The 17,911-nt window shown below is 61.1% G+C and carries 17 protein-coding genes; 7 read left to right on the forward strand and 10 right to left on the reverse strand.

What is annotated here, in order from left to right; genetic code table 11:
• The first annotated feature begins 83 nt into the window (after positions 1 to 83).
• Entirely contained in the window at positions 84 to 1,157 is a 1,074-nt protein-coding gene (locus U0029_RS16760) for a helix-turn-helix transcriptional regulator (RefSeq protein WP_012415779.1), read from the forward strand.
• Between the two features lie 143 nt (positions 1,158 to 1,300).
• On the opposite strand, the gene U0029_RS16765 is transcribed toward U0029_RS16760, so the two are convergent.
• Genes U0029_RS16765 through U0029_RS16775 form a run of 3 tightly spaced genes read right to left on the reverse strand, consistent with a single transcriptional unit; the run spans position 1,301 to position 4,162 of the window.
• On the reverse strand, positions 1,301 to 2,428 hold the full coding sequence (locus tag U0029_RS16765; RefSeq protein WP_039051811.1) for a deoxyguanosinetriphosphate triphosphohydrolase: 1,128 nt from the start codon (positions 2,426 to 2,428) through the stop codon (positions 1,301 to 1,303).
• Between the two features lie 25 nt (positions 2,429 to 2,453).
• Positions 2,454 to 3,536: a 3-dehydroquinate synthase gene (gene aroB / locus U0029_RS16770; RefSeq protein WP_012415777.1), complete on the reverse strand. Its 1,083-nt coding sequence runs from the start codon at positions 3,534 to 3,536 to the stop codon at positions 2,454 to 2,456.
• A complete protein-coding gene (locus U0029_RS16775) occupies positions 3,533 to 4,162 on the reverse strand; it encodes a shikimate kinase (RefSeq protein WP_012415776.1) in 630 nt (209 codons plus the stop codon). The genes aroB and U0029_RS16775 overlap by 4 nt, the downstream gene beginning before the upstream one ends.
• A gap of 114 nt (positions 4,163 to 4,276) precedes the next feature.
• Here U0029_RS16775 and U0029_RS16780 point away from each other — a divergent pair, with 114 nt between their 5' ends.
• Positions 4,277 to 6,721, forward strand: a complete 2,445-nt coding sequence (locus U0029_RS16780) for a penicillin-binding protein 1A (RefSeq protein WP_012415775.1) — start codon at positions 4,277 to 4,279, stop codon at positions 6,719 to 6,721.
• A gap of 10 nt (positions 6,722 to 6,731) precedes the next feature.
• On the opposite strand, the gene cyaY is transcribed toward U0029_RS16780, so the two are convergent.
• Positions 6,732 to 7,061: an iron donor protein CyaY gene (cyaY, locus tag U0029_RS16785; protein ID WP_012415774.1), complete on the reverse strand. Its 330-nt coding sequence runs from the start codon at positions 7,059 to 7,061 to the stop codon at positions 6,732 to 6,734.
• 31 nt (positions 7,062 to 7,092) lie between these two features.
• Here cyaY and lptM point away from each other — a divergent pair, with 31 nt between their 5' ends.
• Entirely contained in the window at positions 7,093 to 7,287 is a 195-nt protein-coding gene (gene lptM, locus U0029_RS16790) for an LPS translocon maturation chaperone LptM (RefSeq protein WP_039051810.1), read from the forward strand.
• Positions 7,284 to 8,573: a diaminopimelate decarboxylase gene (lysA, locus tag U0029_RS16795; protein ID WP_012415773.1), complete on the forward strand. Its 1,290-nt coding sequence runs from the start codon at positions 7,284 to 7,286 to the stop codon at positions 8,571 to 8,573. Before lptM ends, lysA begins: the two co-directional genes overlap by 4 nt.
• Positions 8,574 to 8,613: 40 nt before the next feature.
• Here the strand turns inward: lysA and ccsB are convergent, their stop codons facing one another.
• The 3 genes from ccsB to U0029_RS16810 all read right to left on the reverse strand — a co-directional run bounded on the left by ccsB (position 8,614) and on the right by U0029_RS16810 (position 12,777).
• A complete protein-coding gene (gene ccsB, locus U0029_RS16800) occupies positions 8,614 to 9,942 on the reverse strand; it encodes a c-type cytochrome biogenesis protein CcsB (RefSeq protein WP_012415772.1) in 1,329 nt (442 codons plus the stop codon).
• Positions 9,939 to 12,020: a cytochrome c biogenesis protein ResB gene (locus tag U0029_RS16805; RefSeq protein ID WP_114851572.1), complete on the reverse strand. Its 2,082-nt coding sequence runs from the start codon at positions 12,018 to 12,020 to the stop codon at positions 9,939 to 9,941. Before U0029_RS16805 ends, ccsB begins: the two co-directional genes overlap by 4 nt.
• A gap of 82 nt (positions 12,021 to 12,102) precedes the next feature.
• Positions 12,103 to 12,777: a c-type cytochrome gene (locus U0029_RS16810; RefSeq protein WP_114851571.1), complete on the reverse strand. Its 675-nt coding sequence runs from the start codon at positions 12,775 to 12,777 to the stop codon at positions 12,103 to 12,105.
• 183 nt (positions 12,778 to 12,960) lie between these two features.
• Here U0029_RS16810 and yihA point away from each other — a divergent pair, with 183 nt between their 5' ends.
• A complete protein-coding gene (yihA, locus tag U0029_RS16815; protein WP_114851570.1) occupies positions 12,961 to 13,584 on the forward strand; it encodes a ribosome biogenesis GTP-binding protein YihA/YsxC in 624 nt (207 codons plus the stop codon).
• Positions 13,581 to 14,597: a porphobilinogen synthase gene (hemB, locus tag U0029_RS16820; protein WP_012415768.1), complete on the forward strand. Its 1,017-nt coding sequence runs from the start codon at positions 13,581 to 13,583 to the stop codon at positions 14,595 to 14,597. Before yihA ends, hemB begins: the two co-directional genes overlap by 4 nt.
• Positions 14,598 to 14,678: 81 nt before the next feature.
• Here the strand turns inward: hemB and dsbD are convergent, their stop codons facing one another.
• Together dsbD and cutA are read right to left on the reverse strand one after the other, a co-directional pair.
• Positions 14,679 to 16,559, reverse strand: a complete 1,881-nt coding sequence (gene dsbD, locus U0029_RS16825) for a protein-disulfide reductase DsbD (protein WP_370510834.1) — start codon at positions 16,557 to 16,559, stop codon at positions 14,679 to 14,681.
• Positions 16,560 to 16,579: 20 nt separating this feature from the next.
• Entirely contained in the window at positions 16,580 to 16,915 is a 336-nt protein-coding gene (gene cutA / locus U0029_RS16830) for a divalent-cation tolerance protein CutA (RefSeq protein ID WP_012415766.1), read from the reverse strand.
• A 90-nt stretch (positions 16,916 to 17,005) separates the two neighbouring features.
• Between cutA and U0029_RS16835 the strand changes: the two genes are divergently transcribed.
• Positions 17,006 to 17,440, forward strand: coding sequence for an HIT family protein (locus U0029_RS16835; protein WP_012415765.1), 435 nt, complete (start codon positions 17,006 to 17,008; stop codon positions 17,438 to 17,440).
• 47 nt (positions 17,441 to 17,487) lie between these two features.
• On the opposite strand, the gene rplQ is transcribed toward U0029_RS16835, so the two are convergent.
• Complete coding sequence (gene rplQ / locus U0029_RS16840; protein WP_012415764.1) at positions 17,488 to 17,883, reverse strand: 50S ribosomal protein L17; 396 nt, start codon at positions 17,881 to 17,883, stop codon at positions 17,488 to 17,490.
• Positions 17,884 to 17,911 lie beyond the last annotated feature (28 nt).

Below are 17,911 nucleotides of genomic sequence, written 5' to 3' on the forward strand. Positions count from 1 at the left end.
TGCAGAAATCGAGTATGGTTAGCTGAAATGGGGCCGCACCAGGCGCCTGCCGGCATTCCGATGCCCAACATGCATGTCGCCTCATGGACGCCGATCAGGAATTACACATTGCCAGTGCGCTCTACGCAGGCATCGCCGACACGGAGCAATGGCACAAGGCGCTCAACCTGGCTGCGCAAGCCGTAGATACAGACCGCTGCGCCGTGCTCGCGCGCAGCGTCTCCACGGATGCCATCATGGTGGTCGACAACGCGGGACTGGAATCCGACACGGTCGATGAGTACGAAAAGTATTATCACAGCGTCGATAACGTCATGCAGGCGGCCCGCGCCGTTCAGACCGGCGCAAGCATGCTGGATCACCGCGCCATTGACGCCAGCACCATCCGCCACTCGCCCTTCTACAACGATTTTCTGTACCGCCACGATATCGGCTCCCTGATGCTGACACAGGCGCTGCGTGAGCCCGATATGGAATGGACTATCGCCTTTCAGCGTAGCCCCGATCGCGGGCTTTTCGACACCGAACACGAACAGAAGCTACAGCGGCTGACCCCGCATCTACAGAAGTCGCTGCAGCTGCGTCTGCGCCTGCGCGAGCTGGAACGCCGCGCCTGCCTGGGTTCGGCCGTGCTGGATACCTTTGGCACCCCCCTGCTCTTCATCGGTTCTTCCGGCCGCCTGCTGCTGGCCAATCTGGCCGGCGAGTCTTGGTACGCGCGCCATGGCGCCGAACTTGGACGCAGCGCGCAATGGGCGCGGGTGCTGGCCGTCGCCACGGGCGGTATCGGTCCCGCCATGGCCGAGGGCCTGCGGCTGGCCGACGGCAGCCATATCGTGGCCTTACCCGCCCCGCCCGCCTACCGCAGCACCCATGGTGAAGGTCTGGCGCTCGTGCTGGTTCATACCCATTTGAATGCCACGCCGCCGGCAAAAAGCATGTTGAAATCGCTGTTCGGCCTGAGCACGGCCGAGTACCGGCTGCTTGAAGTGCTGATGACCGGGTCTACGCTGCCGCAGGCGGCACGGCACTTGGGCATTGCGCTGGAAACCGTACGCAGCCAAAGCAAGGCCTTGCTGCAAAAAACCGGTACGCCTCGTCAGGCAAGCCTGATGCTGCTGGTCAGCGCGCTGGAAAATCCCATGCCGGCCAAATAAAAGACCCGCTAACTCTAATGCGACGGTTGCCCCGGATCGCATTGCAGTAAGCGGGAAAGCACGGCAAATGTGCAAGACAAATATAAAGGCTTTGCCGACTCGGACGCATCCCCCCTTAGGGGGAAAAGCCCCTACAAAACCCCTCAGCCCATCTCAAACAGCCGCCGATGCTCGCTGATCGCGTAACGGTCAGTCATTCCGGCGATGTAGTCCGAGATTGCCCGCGCCTGCTCACGATCATCGTCGCGACGGTAATCCGGCGGCAACAAGCGCGGATCACCCAAAAACGCCTCGAACAGCTCGCGCACAATGCGCCGCGCCTTGGTCGTCATGCGCATCACCTTGTAATGGCGATACAGGTTGTCGAAGAGAAATTTCTTCAGGGCCTCGGCTTCACGTCGCACCGGGTCGGAAAAAGCGGCCAGCGGCGATGCCTGGCGAACGTCATCAACGCTGGCAGGCGCGACATCCTGGATGCGCGCCTGCGACGTCGCCGTCAGATCCATGATGAGGGTGTTGATCATGCGCCGCACGGTTTCTGCGGTGGCCCTGCGCGGCGCCAAGTCCGGATAGCGGGCACGAACCTCGTGATAATGACGAGCGAAAAAAGCCACCTCGCCCATTTGCTCCAGGGTCAGCAGGCCGGACCGCAGACCGTCGTCGATGTCGTGATTGTTATAGGCAATTTCGTCGGCCAGATTGGCCACCTGAGCCTCTAGCGAAGGCTGGGTTCGGCTGAGAAAGCGCGCCCCGACATCGCCAAGCTGGCGCGCATGCGCCACCGAGCAATGTTTGAGTATGCCTTCGCGCGTTTCGAAGCAAAGATTCAAGCCATTGAAATCGGCATAGCGCTCTTCGAGCTCATCAACCACTCGCAGACTTTGCAGGTTGTGTTCGAAACCCCCCGCCTGTGGCGCAAGCTCGCGCATGCAGGCATTGAGCTCATCCTGCCCCGCGTGACCAAAAGGCGTGTGCCCGAGATCGTGAGCCAAGGAAATGGCTTCTGTCAGGTCTTCAGACAGCCGCAGGCTGCGCGCCAGCGTACGGGCGATCTGCGCGACCTCAAGGCTATGCGTGAGCCGGGTGCGAAACAGATCGCCTTCATGGTTGACGAAAACCTGAGTCTTGTATTCCAGACGGCGAAAGGCGCTGCAATGGATAATGCGGTCCCGGTCGCGCTGGAACTCACTGCGGTTCCCCGCAGCAGGCTCGATATATTGTCTGCCACGCGTTTGGGCCGGGTCGCACGCATAAGAAGCCAATCCCCGCATTTGCACCGCCGTCCCGCCCTTTGCCTTAACTGGCCTGAACCGTTCTATCGAGCGCCGCGCGGATGGCCTCCTGCGGCGCTGTGCGCATACCGGCCCGTCCGATATGCGGCATCAAGACAAACCGTATTTCACCTGCTTCAGATTTCTTGTCAACCATCATGAGAGAAATCCAGCGTTCGAACCCCAGATCGGGCGCCACGACGGGACAGCCGATGGCCGCGACCAATTGGCGTACACGAACGACATCGGCGCGCGCAAACCCATCGGTCTCGGCCGACAATTCGGCGGCTTGCACCAGACCACAGCCCACGGCCTCGCCATGCAGCCATTCGCCATAGCCCAGACCGGATTCGATGGCATGACCAAAGGTGTGGCCCAGGTTGAGGATGGCGCGCAAACCCGATTCGCGTTCGTCCTTGCCCACGACCTGCGCCTTGAGTTCGCAGGACCGGCGAATGGCGTAGGTCAGTGCCTCGGGTTGCAAGGCCCGCAATTCGCCGACATGGGACTCGCACCATTCCCAGAACGCCGCATCGAGGATCAGGCCATACTTAATCACTTCGGCCAGACCGGCAGAGACCTCCCGGGCTGGCAGCGTAGCCAGCACGTCGGTGTCGATCTCGACCGCCACCGGCTGGTAGAAAGCGCCGATCATGTTCTTGCCCAAGGGATGATTCACGGCGGTTTTGCCGCCCACCGACGAATCAACCTGCGCCAACAAAGTGGTCGGCACCTGCACAAAACGAATACCGCGCATATACACCGCAGCAGCAAAACCCGTCATGTCACCGACCACGCCGCCGCCCAAAGCCACCAGCACTGCACGGCGATCCAGACGATGCTCGAGCAAGGCGTCGAAAATCAGATTCAGGGTCTGCCAGTCTTTGTAGACTTCGCCATCAGGCAACTCGATGCGCAACACCTTGAGGCCGGTGCGCGCCAGCGCCGCCTCAGCCCGTTCGGCGTACAGCGCGCCGACCGTGGGGTTGGTGACAATGGCGATCGCCGTGGCATCAGCCGGAATACTTTCGTCCAGACGATCCAAGCGCCCGGGCGCGATGCGGATGGGGTAGCGTCCGCCCGGGGTGTCAACCTCAACGACATTCATAGCTTTTTCTCGTAGGCTTGTAACTTGGGCAGAATGGCCTTGATAAGGGTCGTGATCGGCATGGCGCCGGTTTCGATCACCAGATCGGCCACTTCTTTGTAGAGCGGTTCGCGTTTGATCATCAGATCATTCAGTGTTCCCCGCGGATCGGCGGTAGCGAGCAGGGGCCGGTTTCGGTCACGACTCGTACGACGGAACAATTCATCGACGCTGGCACGCAAATACAGGACAATGCCACGCTCGCGCAGTAAGCGGCGGTTCTCTTCGGCCAGCACCGCGCCACCGCCGGTGGCGAGAATTATCCCGCGGCGTTGAGTACACTCTTGCAAAGCGGTGGATTCCCGTTTGCGAAAGCCGGCCTCACCTTCGATCTCAAAAATGACGGGCACACGTACACCGCAGCGCGCCTCCAGTTCATGATCCAGATCGATAAATTCGCGTCCCAGCGCCCGCGCCAGGCCGCGTCCGATCGTCGTCTTGCCCGCCCCCATCATGCCAACCAGAAAGATCGGCAGATCATGAGGCAGCTGCGCCAAAGGCTCAATGCATTCGACGGCCAACGAGGCCGCTTCTTGTTCGGTCGGCAGCGCTTCGGCGCCGGAGCATAAGTTAACGGAAAGAGTCATGGCGGCATTATCCCACTGCTGCAAGTTGCCCGCTTACCACAAAGAATTATTTTGTTACATCGCCTCGGCTCAGACCGCCGAAGGCTCACAGCAGATCACCGTAAAATCGCCGCGATGAGTAAGCGTCCGAATTCTTCCAAGCAGGATCAGCCCGCCCCTGGCGGCTCCATGTTTTTGCGATTTCTGGTCAAAACCAGCATTCTTTTGGGCGGCCTGGCCTTGTGCGGCCTGGTACTGGCCGGCATGGCGCTGGCCTTGGCCTGGCCCAATCTGCCCGATCTGCACGCCATGACCGATTATCGGCCGCGTGTGCCCCTGCGCGTCTACACCGCCGACAAGGTGTTGATCGGCGAATTCGGCGAAGAACGCCGCAACGTGCTGCGTTTCAACGAAATTCCCGATGTCATGAAATCGGCGGTGCTGGCGGCTGAGGATGACCGTTTCTATCAGCATGGCGGTATTGACTGGATAGGCGTGGCGCGCGCCGGCCTGACCAACCTCGTCAAGATGTCCAAGACGCAGGGGGCCAGCACCATCACCATGCAGGTGGCGCGCAACTTCTACCTGTCATCCGAGAAGACCTATTCGCGCAAATTCTACGAACTGCTGCTCACCTTCAAGATCGAATCGGAGCTCACCAAGGATCAGATCCTTGAGCTCTACATGAACCAGATTTACCTGGGTCATCGCGCCTACGGGTTTGCCGCCGCCGCGCGAACCTACTTCGGCAAACCGTTGTCGCAGGTCACACCGGCTGAGGCCGCCATGCTGGCGGGTATTCCAAAGGCCCCGTCGCGCTTCAATCCGCTTTCTAACCGCCCCCGCGCCGAACTGCGCCAGCGCTATGTGCTGGGCCGTATGTATTCCCTGGGCTACCTCACCGAGCCCGAATACAAGGCCGCCATGGCGCAGAACCTCGTCTTGAAATCGGCCGAGGGCACGCCCGCAGGCGGTTATGCCGTTCACGGAGAGTATGTCGCCGAACTGGCCCGCCAATTGCTCTACGGGGTCTACCAAGACGATCTGTATTCGCGTGGCATCAACGTCTACACCACGGTGCTCTCCAAAGACCAGGAAGCGGCCTATCGCGCCGTGCGCGACGGCGTGCTGGAATACACTCGGCGCGCGCCTTACCCAGGCCCCGAAGACCAGCTCGACATGCCCGCAGGGATCGAGAATAGCCCGCAGGCGCTGGACGACTTTCTGGACGGGGTATTCGACAAATACGCCGATAGCGGAGATCTGCTCACGGGGCTGGTGCTCTCGGCCTCGCCTAACGAAATCAAGGTGGCGCGCAGTTCGCGCGAGATCATCACCATCAACGACAAAAAAGCCCTGGGAGTGGTGGCGCGCGCGCTCAATGACAAGGCCAAGCCCGAACAGCGCCTGCAGCGCGGCTCGGTGGTCTATCTCCACAAACTTGGCGACGGCAATTGGGAAGTCATCAATATGCCGGCGGTGCAAGCCGCCTTCGTAGCGCTGTCGCCGCAAGACGGCGCCATCCGCGCCATGGTGGGCGGTTTTGATTTCTATCGCGGCAACTTCAACCGTGTGACCCAAGCCTGGCGCCAGCCCGGTTCGAACATCAAGCCCTTCATCTACGCCGCTTCGCTCGAGCGCGGCCTGACGCCGGGCACCCAGATCTCTGACCAGCCCTTCGAACTGACCGCCGCGCAAACCGGCTCAAAGGCCTGGAATCCCAAGAACTACGGCAATCAATACGAACCCATGCTTACCATGCGTCAAGGGCTGTACAAGTCCAAGAACATGGTATCCATCCGCATTTTGCAAGCCATTGGCCCTCAGTATGCGCAGGACTACCTGACGCGTTTCGGCTTCGATAAATCCCGTCAGCCTGCGGTGCTGCCACTGGCGCTGGGCGCCGGATCGGTCACACCGATGCAGCTCGCGGGCGCCTACGCCGTGTTCGCCAACGGCGGCTATCGCATCACCCCCTTCCTGATCGATCGCGTGACGGACAGCAACGGCAAAGTCCTGATGCAGGCGCGGCCGATGGTGGCAGGTGACGAAGCCGCCCGCGCCATTGATCCGCGCACGGCCTGGGTCATGGACGACATGTTGCGCGGCGTGGTCACCAGCGGCACGGCGGCGCGCGCACGCGCCACGCTCAAACGCAATGATCTGGCCGGCAAGACCGGCACGACGAATGAGTCGGTCGATGCCTGGTTCTCCGGCTATACGCCGAGCCTGGTCGCCACGGCCTGGCTGGGTTTCGATCAGCCCAAGTCGCTGGGCTCGCGTGAAACGGGCGGTGGCGTGGCGATGCCCATCTGGCTTGATTACATGCAGGACGTGCTCAAAGGCGTGCCCGAAGGCAAGCAGCGCCCGAAACCGGAAGGCCTGCTGGCCGAAAATGGCGACTACTACTTTTCGGAGTTCCCGCCTGGGCAGGCGATTGCCAGCCTGGGCCTGCAAACACCGCCACAAAGCGGCAACGATGCCTTGGGCGACTTCCTGAATGGTCTGGACGGACCGCGTGTCTCGCCAGACGCCAAACGCAATTCACAGCAGCCCTGGACTCAGAACATCCAGTTCTAAGTCCAGAAGCTCACAGGCGTACCGTCAGCGGTACGCCTGCGGCGGCCGAACACACCTGCGACAAGGCGTCGACAAAACCCGGGCCGCCGCGGGTATCGTTCCAGCGCTGACCGTCGAAGCGGTAATGAAAGCCACCGCTGCGCGATGCCAGCCACAGCTCCTGCATGGCGGCCTGGCTGTTGATGACAACATGCGTGCCATCCTCAAAAACCAGGGTGAGGACATTGCCGCTACGATTGGCCTCGATGTCTAGATCCTGTTCAGCGGCCCAGTCATCGGCCATACGTTCAACGCTGTCGAGCACCTGCTCGACCAACGCAAGAAATTCGGTTTCGGTCATAATCCAACCTGCAACGATTACGGAGTTACCAGTGTCCCACAAGGCCTTCAGCCAAAGGGTTCTTCGCATTGTAGCCACGCTCGCAGCCGCCAGTCTGGTCGCGGCCTGCGGCTACAAAGGACCGCTGTACATGCCGCCCGGCAACTCCGGCGCGAAAAACCCTGACGCGCAAAAAATCGACAACGAAAATCAGCTCCGTATCCCTCCCAATCCCAGCCTGCCATGACCGCGCCCTCCTCTCAGCCCCAACTGGCTGGCCATCCGCACTTCCATTACAAGCATGGCGTGCTTCACGCTGAAGACGTCGCCCTGGATATCCTGGCGGCCAAACTCGGCACGCCTCTGTATGTGTACTCGCGCGCGGCCCTGCGCGCCGCCTACGACAGCTATCGTCTGGCCATCGGCGAACGGCCGGTTCTGGTCTGCTACGGCATGAAGGCCAATTCCAACCTGGCTGTCTTGAAAGAATTCGCGCGCATGGGCGCAGGCTTTGACATCGTGTCGGGCGGCGAACTCAAACGCGTGCTGGCCGTGGGTGGCGACCCTGCCAAGATCGTGTTCTCGGGCGTGGGCAAGCAGGCGTGGGAAATGCGCGAGGCTCTGGAAGCCGGGGTCAAGTGCTTCAACGTCGAATCCACCGCAGAGCTGCACCGCCTGTCCAAGGTCGCGCAGGCCACGGGTAAAGTGGCCCGGGTGTCGCTGCGCGTCAACCCGGATGTGGATGCCCAGACTCATCCCTATATCTCTACCGGCCTGAAAGAAAACAAGTTCGGCATCGCCATCGAAGAGGCGCTCGCAGCCTACCAGACGGCAGCCAGCCTGCCCGGCCTGCAGGTCGTCGGCGTGGATTGCCATATCGGCTCCCAGCTGACCGACATCAGCCCCTATTTCGATGCGCTGGACAAATTGCTCGACCTCATCGACCGCATGGCCGAAACGGGCATCCGCATCGAACATCTGGACCTCGGCGGCGGCTTGGGCATCCGTTATACCGACGAAGTGCCGCCCTCGCCCAAGGCTCTGCTCGATGAGGTATTCAATCGTCTGCAAGCCCGTGGCTACGGCCATTTGCATCTGGTGCTGGAACCGGGTCGTTCACTGGTCGGCAACGCGGGTCTGCTGCTCACCACGGTGCAATTCCTCAAACACAACGACGCCCGTAATTTCGCGATAGTCGATGCCGCCATGAATGACCTGCTGCGCCCGACGCTCTACCAGGCTTATCACGGTGTGCGCCCGGTCGTGCCGCGCGCGGGCGAAGCACGCGTCTATGACGTCGTCGGCCCGGTGTGCGAAAGCGGCGACTGGCTTGCCAAGGAACGCGCGCTCGCGATCGAACAGGATGATGTGCTGGCGCTGGAATCCGCAGGCGCCTATGGCATGGTCATGGCGGGCAACTACAACACCCGTGCGCGCGCGGCCGAAGTCATGGTCGACGGCGCGCAATATCATGTCGTGCGTCAACGCGAATCTTTGGACGACCTGCTGCGCGGCGAGTCCACGCTGCCCTGAGTGAATACGGCGCTGCCCAGATCAAGGCAGCGCCGTGTTGTCATAGCTCGCCGTAAGAGTGCAGGCCAGACAGAAACATATTCACGCCCAGAAAGGCAAAACCAGTAATCAACAGGCCAATCAGCGCCCAATAAGCCGCCATCGTGCCGCGCAGGCCCTTGATCAGGCGCATATGCAGCCAGGCCGCGTAGTTCAACCACACAATGAGTGCCCAGGTTTCCTTCGGGTCCCATTGCCAGTACGCTCCCCAGGCATCGGCCGCCCACAACGCGCCCAGCACCGTCGCCACGGTGAAGAAGGCAAAACCGATGGCGATGGCACGGTACATGATGTCGTCAAGCACCTCCAGCGAGGGCAAGGCTTGCGCAATAGGCCGGCGCGCCAGCAAGATCGCCCCCACCACCACCACGCTCACGCCGCCATAAATCATCCAGGTCGCTGACAGCCCGTCGGTGCGAAAGACCATCGGCTCTATGCACAGCAGCACGCCAAGCACGAACAACGGTGCGAGACGGGCCCAGGAAGCCGTTTGCCCATGTTGCTTGACCAGATAGGCAAAGCCCACCATCGCCGCTAAGGAGAAGGTGCCATAGCCGATGAAATTAGCCGGCACATGCAACTTCATCCACCAACTTTTGAGCGCAGGGACCAAGGGTTGAATCTGGCCGGCGTCACGCGTGAAGGCATACCAGAGCAAAAACACGGTAGCCGAGGAAATCACCAGCAACACGAAACCGCCCAAGGCGCGCGTCGCGTACTTGCGCTCGTAATAGAGATAGAAAAGCGCCGTGATCAGTGCGAACAGCACAAACACTTCGTAGAGATTGCTGACCGGAATATGGCCCAGATCAGGCCCCATCAGATGGCCTTCACGCCAGCGGACCAAGAGCCCGGTCAAACCGGCGAATACGGCGCCCCAGGTCAGCGCCGTGCCCAGCCAGGCGGCCGTTGGACTCACGATACCAATCCAATAACAGGCTGTGGCGAGCAGAAAAAGCGCGCTCATCCACAAAATGGCCGATTGCGACGAAAACAGATACTTCAGGAAGAAAACCTGCTCGGCGCGTCCGAGATCCTGCTGATAGAGCAGGATGGCCAGCCCGGCCGCCAGCGCACAGGCGATCATCAAACGGCGCAACGGACGCCACAGCCATCCCAACCAGGTCAGTGCGGGCACGGTCCCACAGAGAATGATTTGCTCGTAGTAATCCATGGACTGGCTGAACTGCACCAGGGCATAGCCCGCCCCCGCTGCCAGCAGCAGGAAGAAAACCATATCAGTCCAATCGGGACGGCCCCGCACCTTGCGGCTGTCGCCCGTCTGCGAAAAGCCGTCCTGCCACATCTGACCACGAGTGGTGGTGTTCATCGTTCACCTCGGGTGGGGCCAATCAGCATGGCCCGGAAACGTTCGAATTCCTGGAAGAAATCCAGGGTGCGCTTCTGCGACGTCATGGCGGCCTGGATCTCGCTGCCGGACCCATGGGGCTTGATCCAGACCCAGATCCGCCGGTCTCGAATATAGAACATGGCGAAAATGCCCAGAATCAGCAACAAGCAACCCAGATAGACCGCGTTCTTGCCTGGCGTACGCGCAACCTGAAACCCGCTGGCCTGAATCTGTTGGAAATCGCTCAACGTCAGCAACACCGGCGCCGGATACAAGGACAGATCTGAAAGCGCCCCCATTGCAGCCTGCTGCCAGGCCGCCGCAGCTTCAGCCTGCGGGCCACTGTCCGGCAGGGGCGGCAAGTGCTCGCGCTCGCGCATGATGGCGTGCACATCGTACAAAGTGCTGTTGAGCAAACGCAGCACCACGCCCGCCGCACGCTCGGCATCGGCCTGGCCTGCCCCCGTCTGCAACAGCTCGGATACCGCACGCAAGCCACCCGCAGCAAACGTATCCAAACCCCGGCTGGCCGCAATGGTCAGCGCCTGACGGTCGGTGCCTGCCGGCAGATTACGCTCCACAAAACGCCGTACCGCCTCCGCCCGCACCTGCGGATCGGCCAGCGCCGCGCGCAGCTTCATGAATTCGCCTGGCGTGCCGTCGGCATCAGCGGGAATTCGCAGATAGGCGTAGTTCTGTGAAGGGTTGTCGCGTACGCCGGCCAAAATGACCGGCAGGCCATTGAGCTCGACCGGGGCCATGTACACCCGGAAATCGCGTGACTGACCCGCCTCATCCACCAATTGATATTCGACAACAGGCCCCAGATTACGCAGGCGCTCATTCTTGCGGCCCGCCGCACTGCCTGTCACGGACGCGACATGGTCCATAAAGCTTTGCTGAGTGGGCTGAGGATCGCCATTGCCGATATCCTCGACATTGATGGGCCGCAAAGCCGTTATGTTGAGCTTATAGCTATCAGTCTGGTGCCCTGCAATACTGGCCTTCAGATCATTACCTTCATCCACGGTGCCATGCACCGTGAACGTGTCATTGGCGGCACCACGCAAGGGATAGCCGGTCAGGGTGACCTTGCTGCCGCCATCGGCCAGATTGGCTTGATAGACCGTCACGCCTTTGTAGCACAGCGGCTCATTGACCTCGATCAGGCGCTCAAAGGTCTTGCCGGTTTCGGGATCGGTGACCTCCACATGGCTGGCAAAACGGCTAGGCATGCCCGTGGAGTAATACTCCACGTCGAACTTCTTGAGCTTGATCGTAAACGGCAAAGGCTGCACAAGCGCCCCGTCGCCCACCATGACCAGCGCGGTATTGCGCTCCGCCCCCTCAGGCACGAGCACATTGGCACGGAAACTCGGGTTCGATGGCGAAAGCCGGCCGCTGGGCGGCACTTGTGCAATCAGCATGTTCTCGATGATCGGCTGCTTGCCACCGAACATGACCTGCAAACGCACCGGCAGCTCACTGTCGAGCAGCCCGCCGATACAGATAATGATCAGCGCAGCATGCGCGCAAACATAACCTAAACGATTGCTGCTGCCTTTTTTGGCGGCCAGCAGCACGCCCCCCGCATCCTGGCGCTCTCGCACGGCATACCCCTGCCCGCGCAGCAGAGCGCGCACGCGTGTCAAGGCCGCCTGCGGGCTTTCCTCGGTGATCTGTTGCACCCGCTCGGGAAAGGCGCGCAGGCTGCTCTCACGCACATGCTCGCGAAAAGAGGCCGCATCACGCAGCATCTTGGGCGTGTTACGGATCAGACAGATACTGGTGGATAACACCAGAAACGCCATGGTGAGCGGAAACCACCAGCTGTTATAGACATGCCAGAGGGAAAACTTGTCGAACACCTCGTACCAGAAGGGTCCGAATTGATCGATATAAGTATTGGCCGGCCGATTCTGCGGCAACACGGTGCCGACAAGACTGGCAATACAGATGAAAACCAGGAGACTGATGGCAAAACGCATCGAGCCCAGAAGCTCGAACAAATCGCGCAGCAAGCTGGGTGAAGCGGTACGGGTAGCAGTAGCGGTCATCGATATGCGGAAAAGGTCGGGCCGACGGAATACCCTCGCGGACGATATGGCCGGGCTCTCACACTGATGCGATGACCGTCAATCAACGCAAGCCTGCCCCATAGTCTGCCACAGCCTTGATATCGTCGTCGGTCAGACGGCCGGCAATATCCTGCATGACCGGGCTGTTCGAGCGGGCGCCGCTGCGCAACAATGTGAGTTGCTCTTTGAGATAGTCCGAAAACTGGCCTGCCAGCCGGGGATATTGCGCTGGCAGACCCGCGCCATTCGGGCCATGGCAGGCCGCACAGGCTGGTACACCCCGATCTGCGGCTCCCGCACGCCAGAGTCTCTGCCCAGGTTCGAACAACTCAGGCAGGGCCGCGCTGGCCGGCGCGCTCAAGGCTTGTTGCGCCAGATAAAGCGCGATGTCCTGGATGTCGGCCGGGGTCAACGCCTCGACCATCGGAGTCATGACCGAGACCTCGCCATCCGCAGCCATACGCCGAGGCTGCGTCGCACCGGGCCGAATTTGAAAATCATGCAACTGCCTGGCGAGATACTCGTGAGGCTGCGCGGCAAGATTGGGATAAACCGGGATTTCACTGTTGCCGCCCGCGCCATGACAGGACGCACAGGCAACAATACCTCGGGAGGGATCGCCCTGATCAAAGAGGCGAGCACCTCTTTCCATATCGGGCTTGGCTGGCGCCGCAGCGAAAGCCGATGTTGCAATGACCAGCAGCAGCCCCAACAGGCCATTTACAAGCCAGGACATACAAGCCACGACAACATACGCTTCATGGAGACCTCGGCAACTCAGTGTCGAACAGGCGGAGTCGATACGCCACCAGATGCGGTGATGGCTGCGGTTCGAACCGCCAAGAGCCATTGGCCATTGCCACGGTCGGTAACGGGCGATTATACAATAGGGGTTGATATCACCCCCCCAGAACAATCCGTGTCCCTTCTCCATCGCGCCTCTTTCTTTGTTTCGGCAGCCCGCCTGGATCAGCTGCCGCCCGCCGGCGCGCCCGAAGTGGCCTTCGTCGGCCGCTCCAACGCCGGCAAATCCTCCTCCATCAATGTGCTGTGTAATCAGCGCCGCCTGGCCTTCTCCAGTAAAACGCCCGGACGCACGCGCCTGATCAATATGTTCGGCCTGCCGGACCCGCTCAACCCGCAACAGCCTCTGGGCTTTCTGGTTGACCTGCCCGGCTATGGCTACGCATCGGTTGCCCACCGTGAAAAGGAAAAGTGGGCGGACATTCTGGGCGGTTACCTACGCGATCGCAGCTCATTGGTGGGCATCGTGCTGATGATCGACATCCGGCGCGGCGTCACCGAGCTGGATCGCCGTCTTGCAGACTTCATCGCCCCGACCGGCCGGCCGGTCCTGGCATTGCTGACCAAAGCGGACAAACTGCCTTATGGCCACCGCGTGCGCACCGTATTCGAGGTGCGCAAACAATTGGCCTATATCGGTGCCCTCAATACGGTGCCTTTCTCGGCGACCGAGCGCATTGGCCTCGAAGACGCCACTGCACAGATCGAGAACTGGATCTCTCCCAAGGTAGTGCCATGACTCCCCATATCATTTCGCCTGCTTTCCCTGCCTCCCGCCCGCGTCGACTGCGCCGCGATGACTTCACGCGCCGCTTGGTGCGTGAGAACGCGCTCACCGTCAACGACCTGATCTACCCGGTTTTTGTTGCCGAGGGAAAAGGATTGCAGCAGGCAGTGCCGTCTTTGCCCGGTGTGGTCCGCTACTCGCCCGACACCTTGCTCGCCGTCGCCGAACGCTGCGTACAGCTTGGCATCCCGGTCATGGCCCTCTTCCCCGTGATCGATCCCAGCCTGAAAACGCCCGACGGTATCGAAGCCACGAATCCCGATGGCCTGATTCCGCGTGTGGTGGCCGAGTTGAAATCGCGCTTTCCCGAGCTGGGGGTGCTGACCGATGTCGCGCTGGACCCCTACACCAGCCACGGGCAGGATGGCCTGATCGACGAAGACGGCTATGTCCTGAATGAGCCCACGGTCGAAATCCTCACGCGCCAGGCCCTGGTTCAGGCGCAGGCCGGCGTGGATATCGTCGCGCCCAGCGACATGATGGACGGGCGTATCGGCGCAGTGCGCCAGGCGCTCGAAGACACGGGCCATATCCATACCCGCATCATGGCCTACTCGGCCAAGTACGCCAGCGCCTTCTACGGCCCTTTCCGGGATGCCGTGGGGTCGGCCAGCAATCTGGGCAAGTCCAATAAAATGGCCTACCAGATGGACCCGGCCAATCTTGACGAGGCCTTGCGCGAAGTCGCCGGCGATCTCGCCGAGGGCGCCGACATGGTGATGGTCAAACCCGGCATGCCCTACCTGGACGTGCTGCGCCGCGTAAAAGACGCCTTCCGCGTACCGACCTTCGCCTACCAGGTCAGCGGCGAGTACGCCATGATCAAAGCGGCCGCGGCCAATGGCTGGCTGGACCACGACAAGGTCATGATGGAAGCCCTGCTGGCCTTCAAGCGCGCAGGCGCCGACGGCATTTTGACCTACTTTGCCATCGAGGCCGCCGAGCTGTTGAACACGACACGTTAACGACGGCGGTAAACCAAAAAATGGCGGCCTCGAGCCGCCATTTTCATACCCGCCCCCGCCCAAGACGCTGCTGGCGCGCGCTTAGCGCGCCTCGGCCAGCGCCTCATCGAGCGAGGCGGAAAAGCGCGCTGCATCCTGAAAACCCACCACGCGGGGCTGCTCGAGCAGCCGCCCGCCTGGCGCGAAAAACATGATGCCCGGAGGCCCGAACAGATTAAAGCGCTTAAGCAGGGCCCGGTCTTCGGCGTTGTTCTGCGTGACATCGACTTGCAGTAACAACATGCCGGCCATGCGTTGCGCCACTGCCGGGTCCGTAAAGGTAAAGCGCTCCATCTCGCGGCAAGACACACACCAGTCAGCGTAGAAATCCAGCATCACCGGTCGCGTACTGGCAGCCAGTGCGGCATCCAGTTCGGCGATCGAACGTATCCGGGTGAACGGCTCATGAGGGGTAGCTGCGGGCGCGGCCTGCCCGCGCGCGGCAAGATGGGCCAAGGGCGCAAAGGCATCGCGCCCGCCGCTGGCAACACCCACCACCCATACCAGCGCCCCCAATGCCAACAGCAAACCAAGACCCTTGGCGAACATCCGAACCGCGCCTGCAGCGGCAGGCAGCGGCTCAAAGGCGCACAACATGACAGCCGCCACCAAGGCCAGAAAGGCCCAACCCAACATCAGGACCCACACAGGCAGGATCGGGATCAGCATCCACCATGCCGTTGCCAGCAACAACATGCCAAACAGGCGCTTGACGCCATCCATCCAGGGCCCCGCCTTGGGCAGCAAGGCTCCCGAAGACGCGCCGACCACCAGCAAGGGCACGCCCATGCCCCAGGCCATCGAGAACAGCGCCGAGCCGCCCAACAATACATCGCCGGTCTGAGAGATATAGAGCAAAGCGCCGGCCAACGGCGCAGCCACGCAGGGCCCCACAATAAGCGCAGAGATTGCGCCCATCAGCCAAGCGCCGGTATAGCGCCCGCCCGGAATGCGATTCGAGCGTGCGGAGAGACCCGCCTGCCAGGAGGCCGGCAACTGGAGCGTGTAGGCATCAAACATGGCCAGCGCCAGCAGCGCCAGCAAGACGGCGAATAAGGTCAGCACCCAGGGAGTTTGCAGCCAGGCAGACAGGCCTGCGCCGCTCAGGCCGGCCGCTACGCCCAGGGCCGTATAGACCACCGACATGCCTAAGACATAAGCCAGCGCCAGACGCAAGCCGCGCCCACGCGAGGGCGCCTCGCCACGTCCCACGATGATGGACGACAGAATCGGAATCATGGGCAAGACGCAGGGCGTGAAAGCCAACAGCAGGCCCAGCAGGAAGAACACCCCTGCCGTTCCCGCAATGCCCAAACTGCCGATGGCCCCAGCCAGACCGAGATCGCCCGCATCGAGCAAGGCGCTCAAACTGCCTTTCGCCGGCGTAGCCGGCGCGGTGGATACGGCGCTCGCCAGCGCGGCCTCCTCTTGCCCTGGCTCGATAAGAGAGCTTGTAATGGCATAAGCGCCCGCTTGCGGCGTCAAGGTCACCAGATGGGACATCGGGGGATAGCACAGACCCGCATCGGCGCAGCCCTGACTGGTTACGCGCATACGAGCCGGTTCGCCTGTCAGCTTAAGCGGGACACGGATCAGCACGTCGTTGTGATAGACCTCCATGTCTTTCTCGAAGGTCGAGTCGTATTTGACCTCACCCGCTGGAAAAACCGCTGCAGCCGTGTCAATGCCTGGTTGCCCGACGAGCTCGAAGCGCTCCCGGTACATGTAATAGCCGGGCGCCACCTTGAAATGCAGGTCCAGCCAATCGGGCTCGGGCTGGGTCGCGCTGAATTGGAAAGCACGTTCCGGCGCCAGAAAATCGGCTTCGGATGCCGCCTGAGCCGCGCGTCCGAACGACAACAGCAGGCACAGCGAAAACAGAAGGCCCCAGAGCAAGACCTCTGTTCTTTGGATGCGATTCATTGCCTGCATAAATCCTCTTGTCAATCTTGCACTGATACCTGTTCACGCACCCAGTCCAGATACGAAGACGCGCCACCGATCACGGGAACCATGATGATTTCGGGAACCTCGTAGGGGTGCAGGCGCTGCAACGTGCTCACGACCGCCGACTGCCTGCCGCAGGTGGTTTTAATGGTCAGCGGGATTTCCTCCGCGCTTTCGATTTCGTCCTTCCAGCGATAGACAGACAAGGCAGGCTGACCAAGGTTCACGCAGGCCGCCATTCCATCTTTGACCAACTCATGCGCAATACGTTTGGCCAGCAGCATGTCTGGAGCGTTGCTGATGATCAGCACAACGTCGTCGTCTCGCAACATAAGACCTCCTGATTAAGACATGTGCCCGACAACTCAGGGTATTTTATGGGAAGGGCCGGCCTCCAAGGACCAGCCACCAGGAGACCCGCCATGCCCGATCACTGCCTGTTCTGCCGTATCGCGCGGCACGAGCTTCCCGCACACGCTATTTACGAAGATCTGCGCATTTTCGCCTTTCTGGACATTCATCCGGTCAGGCGCGGGCACGTGCTCATCATTCCCAAGCAGCACTACCCCTATTTCGAAGACATGCCTGTCGATCTGGTCGGGCGCATCACCCATATCGGCCAGCGCCTGGCCCGTTACATGAAACCGCTCTATGGGGTCGAACGGGTCGGGTTTGCCTTTACCGGTATCCATGTGGCGCACGCCCACGCGCATATCGTTCCGATGCACCATACGCAGGACATCACATCCACGCAATACATCGCCGAGAAGGACCTGACCTTCATCATGCCGCCGCAGGCCAGCGATGAGGCGCTGCGCGCTACCGCCCAAGAGCTACGCCAAGGCTTGAATTCATAAAGCAAAAGCGGACCCGAAGGTCCGCTTTTGCCGCTTAAGGCAGTGCTTTATTCAGCAGCGCCGTCCGCTTCGGAAGCATCCACTTCCGGACGGTCAACCAGCTCCATGTAGGCCATGGGAGCATTGTCGCCCTGACGGAAGCCCATCTTCAGGACACGGGTGTAGCCGCCGTTGCGGTTCGCGAAGCGCGGACCGATTTCAGCGAACAGCTTGACCACGGCATCACGATCGCGCAGACGGGCAAAAGCCAGACGCTTGTTCGCGAGGGTGGGTTCCTTGCCCAGGGTGATGAGGGGTTCGATGACGCGGCGCAGTTCTTTCGCCTTCGGCAGCGTGGTCTTGATCGCTTCGTGAGTGATCAAGGAAACGGCCATGTTGCGGAACATGGCGAGACGATGGCTGCTGGTGCGATTGAGTTTACGCAGACCGTTACCGTGACGCATGGTGATTTCCTTTGAATCTAAAGACGGC

It is taken from the genome of Bordetella avium (genome assembly GCF_034424645.1).
Classification (GTDB): Bacteria; Pseudomonadota; Gammaproteobacteria; order Burkholderiales; family Burkholderiaceae_B; genus Bordetella; species Bordetella avium.

Coding starts and splice junctions, on each gene's coding strand:
- U0029_RS16760 (WP_012415779.1), top strand. CDS start 84: ATGGACGCCGATCAGGAATTACACATTGCCAGTGCGCTCTACGCAGGC.
- U0029_RS16765 (WP_039051811.1), bottom strand. CDS start 2,428: ATGCGGGGATTGGCTTCTTATGCGTGCGACCCGGCCCAAACGCGTGGC.
- aroB (WP_012415777.1), bottom strand. CDS start 3,536: ATGAATGTCGTTGAGGTTGACACCCCGGGCGGACGCTACCCCATCCGC.
- U0029_RS16775 (WP_012415776.1), bottom strand. CDS start 4,162: ATGACTCTTTCCGTTAACTTATGCTCCGGCGCCGAAGCGCTGCCGACC.
- U0029_RS16780 (WP_012415775.1), top strand. CDS start 4,277: ATGAGTAAGCGTCCGAATTCTTCCAAGCAGGATCAGCCCGCCCCTGGC.
- cyaY (WP_012415774.1), bottom strand. CDS start 7,061: ATGACCGAAACCGAATTTCTTGCGTTGGTCGAGCAGGTGCTCGACAGC.
- lysA (WP_012415773.1), top strand. CDS start 7,284: ATGACCGCGCCCTCCTCTCAGCCCCAACTGGCTGGCCATCCGCACTTC.
- ccsB (WP_012415772.1), bottom strand. CDS start 9,942: ATGAACACCACCACTCGTGGTCAGATGTGGCAGGACGGCTTTTCGCAG.
- U0029_RS16805 (WP_114851572.1), bottom strand. CDS start 12,020: ATGACCGCTACTGCTACCCGTACCGCTTCACCCAGCTTGCTGCGCGAT.
- U0029_RS16810 (WP_114851571.1), bottom strand. CDS start 12,777: ATGTCCTGGCTTGTAAATGGCCTGTTGGGGCTGCTGCTGGTCATTGCA.
- hemB (WP_012415768.1), top strand. CDS start 13,581: ATGACTCCCCATATCATTTCGCCTGCTTTCCCTGCCTCCCGCCCGCGT.
- dsbD (WP_370510834.1), bottom strand. CDS start 16,559: ATGAATCGCATCCAAAGAACAGAGGTCTTGCTCTGGGGCCTTCTGTTT.
- cutA (WP_012415766.1), bottom strand. CDS start 16,915: ATGTTGCGAGACGACGACGTTGTGCTGATCATCAGCAACGCTCCAGAC.
- U0029_RS16835 (WP_012415765.1), top strand. CDS start 17,006: ATGCCCGATCACTGCCTGTTCTGCCGTATCGCGCGGCACGAGCTTCCC.
- rplQ (WP_012415764.1), bottom strand. CDS start 17,883: ATGCGTCACGGTAACGGTCTGCGTAAACTCAATCGCACCAGCAGCCAT.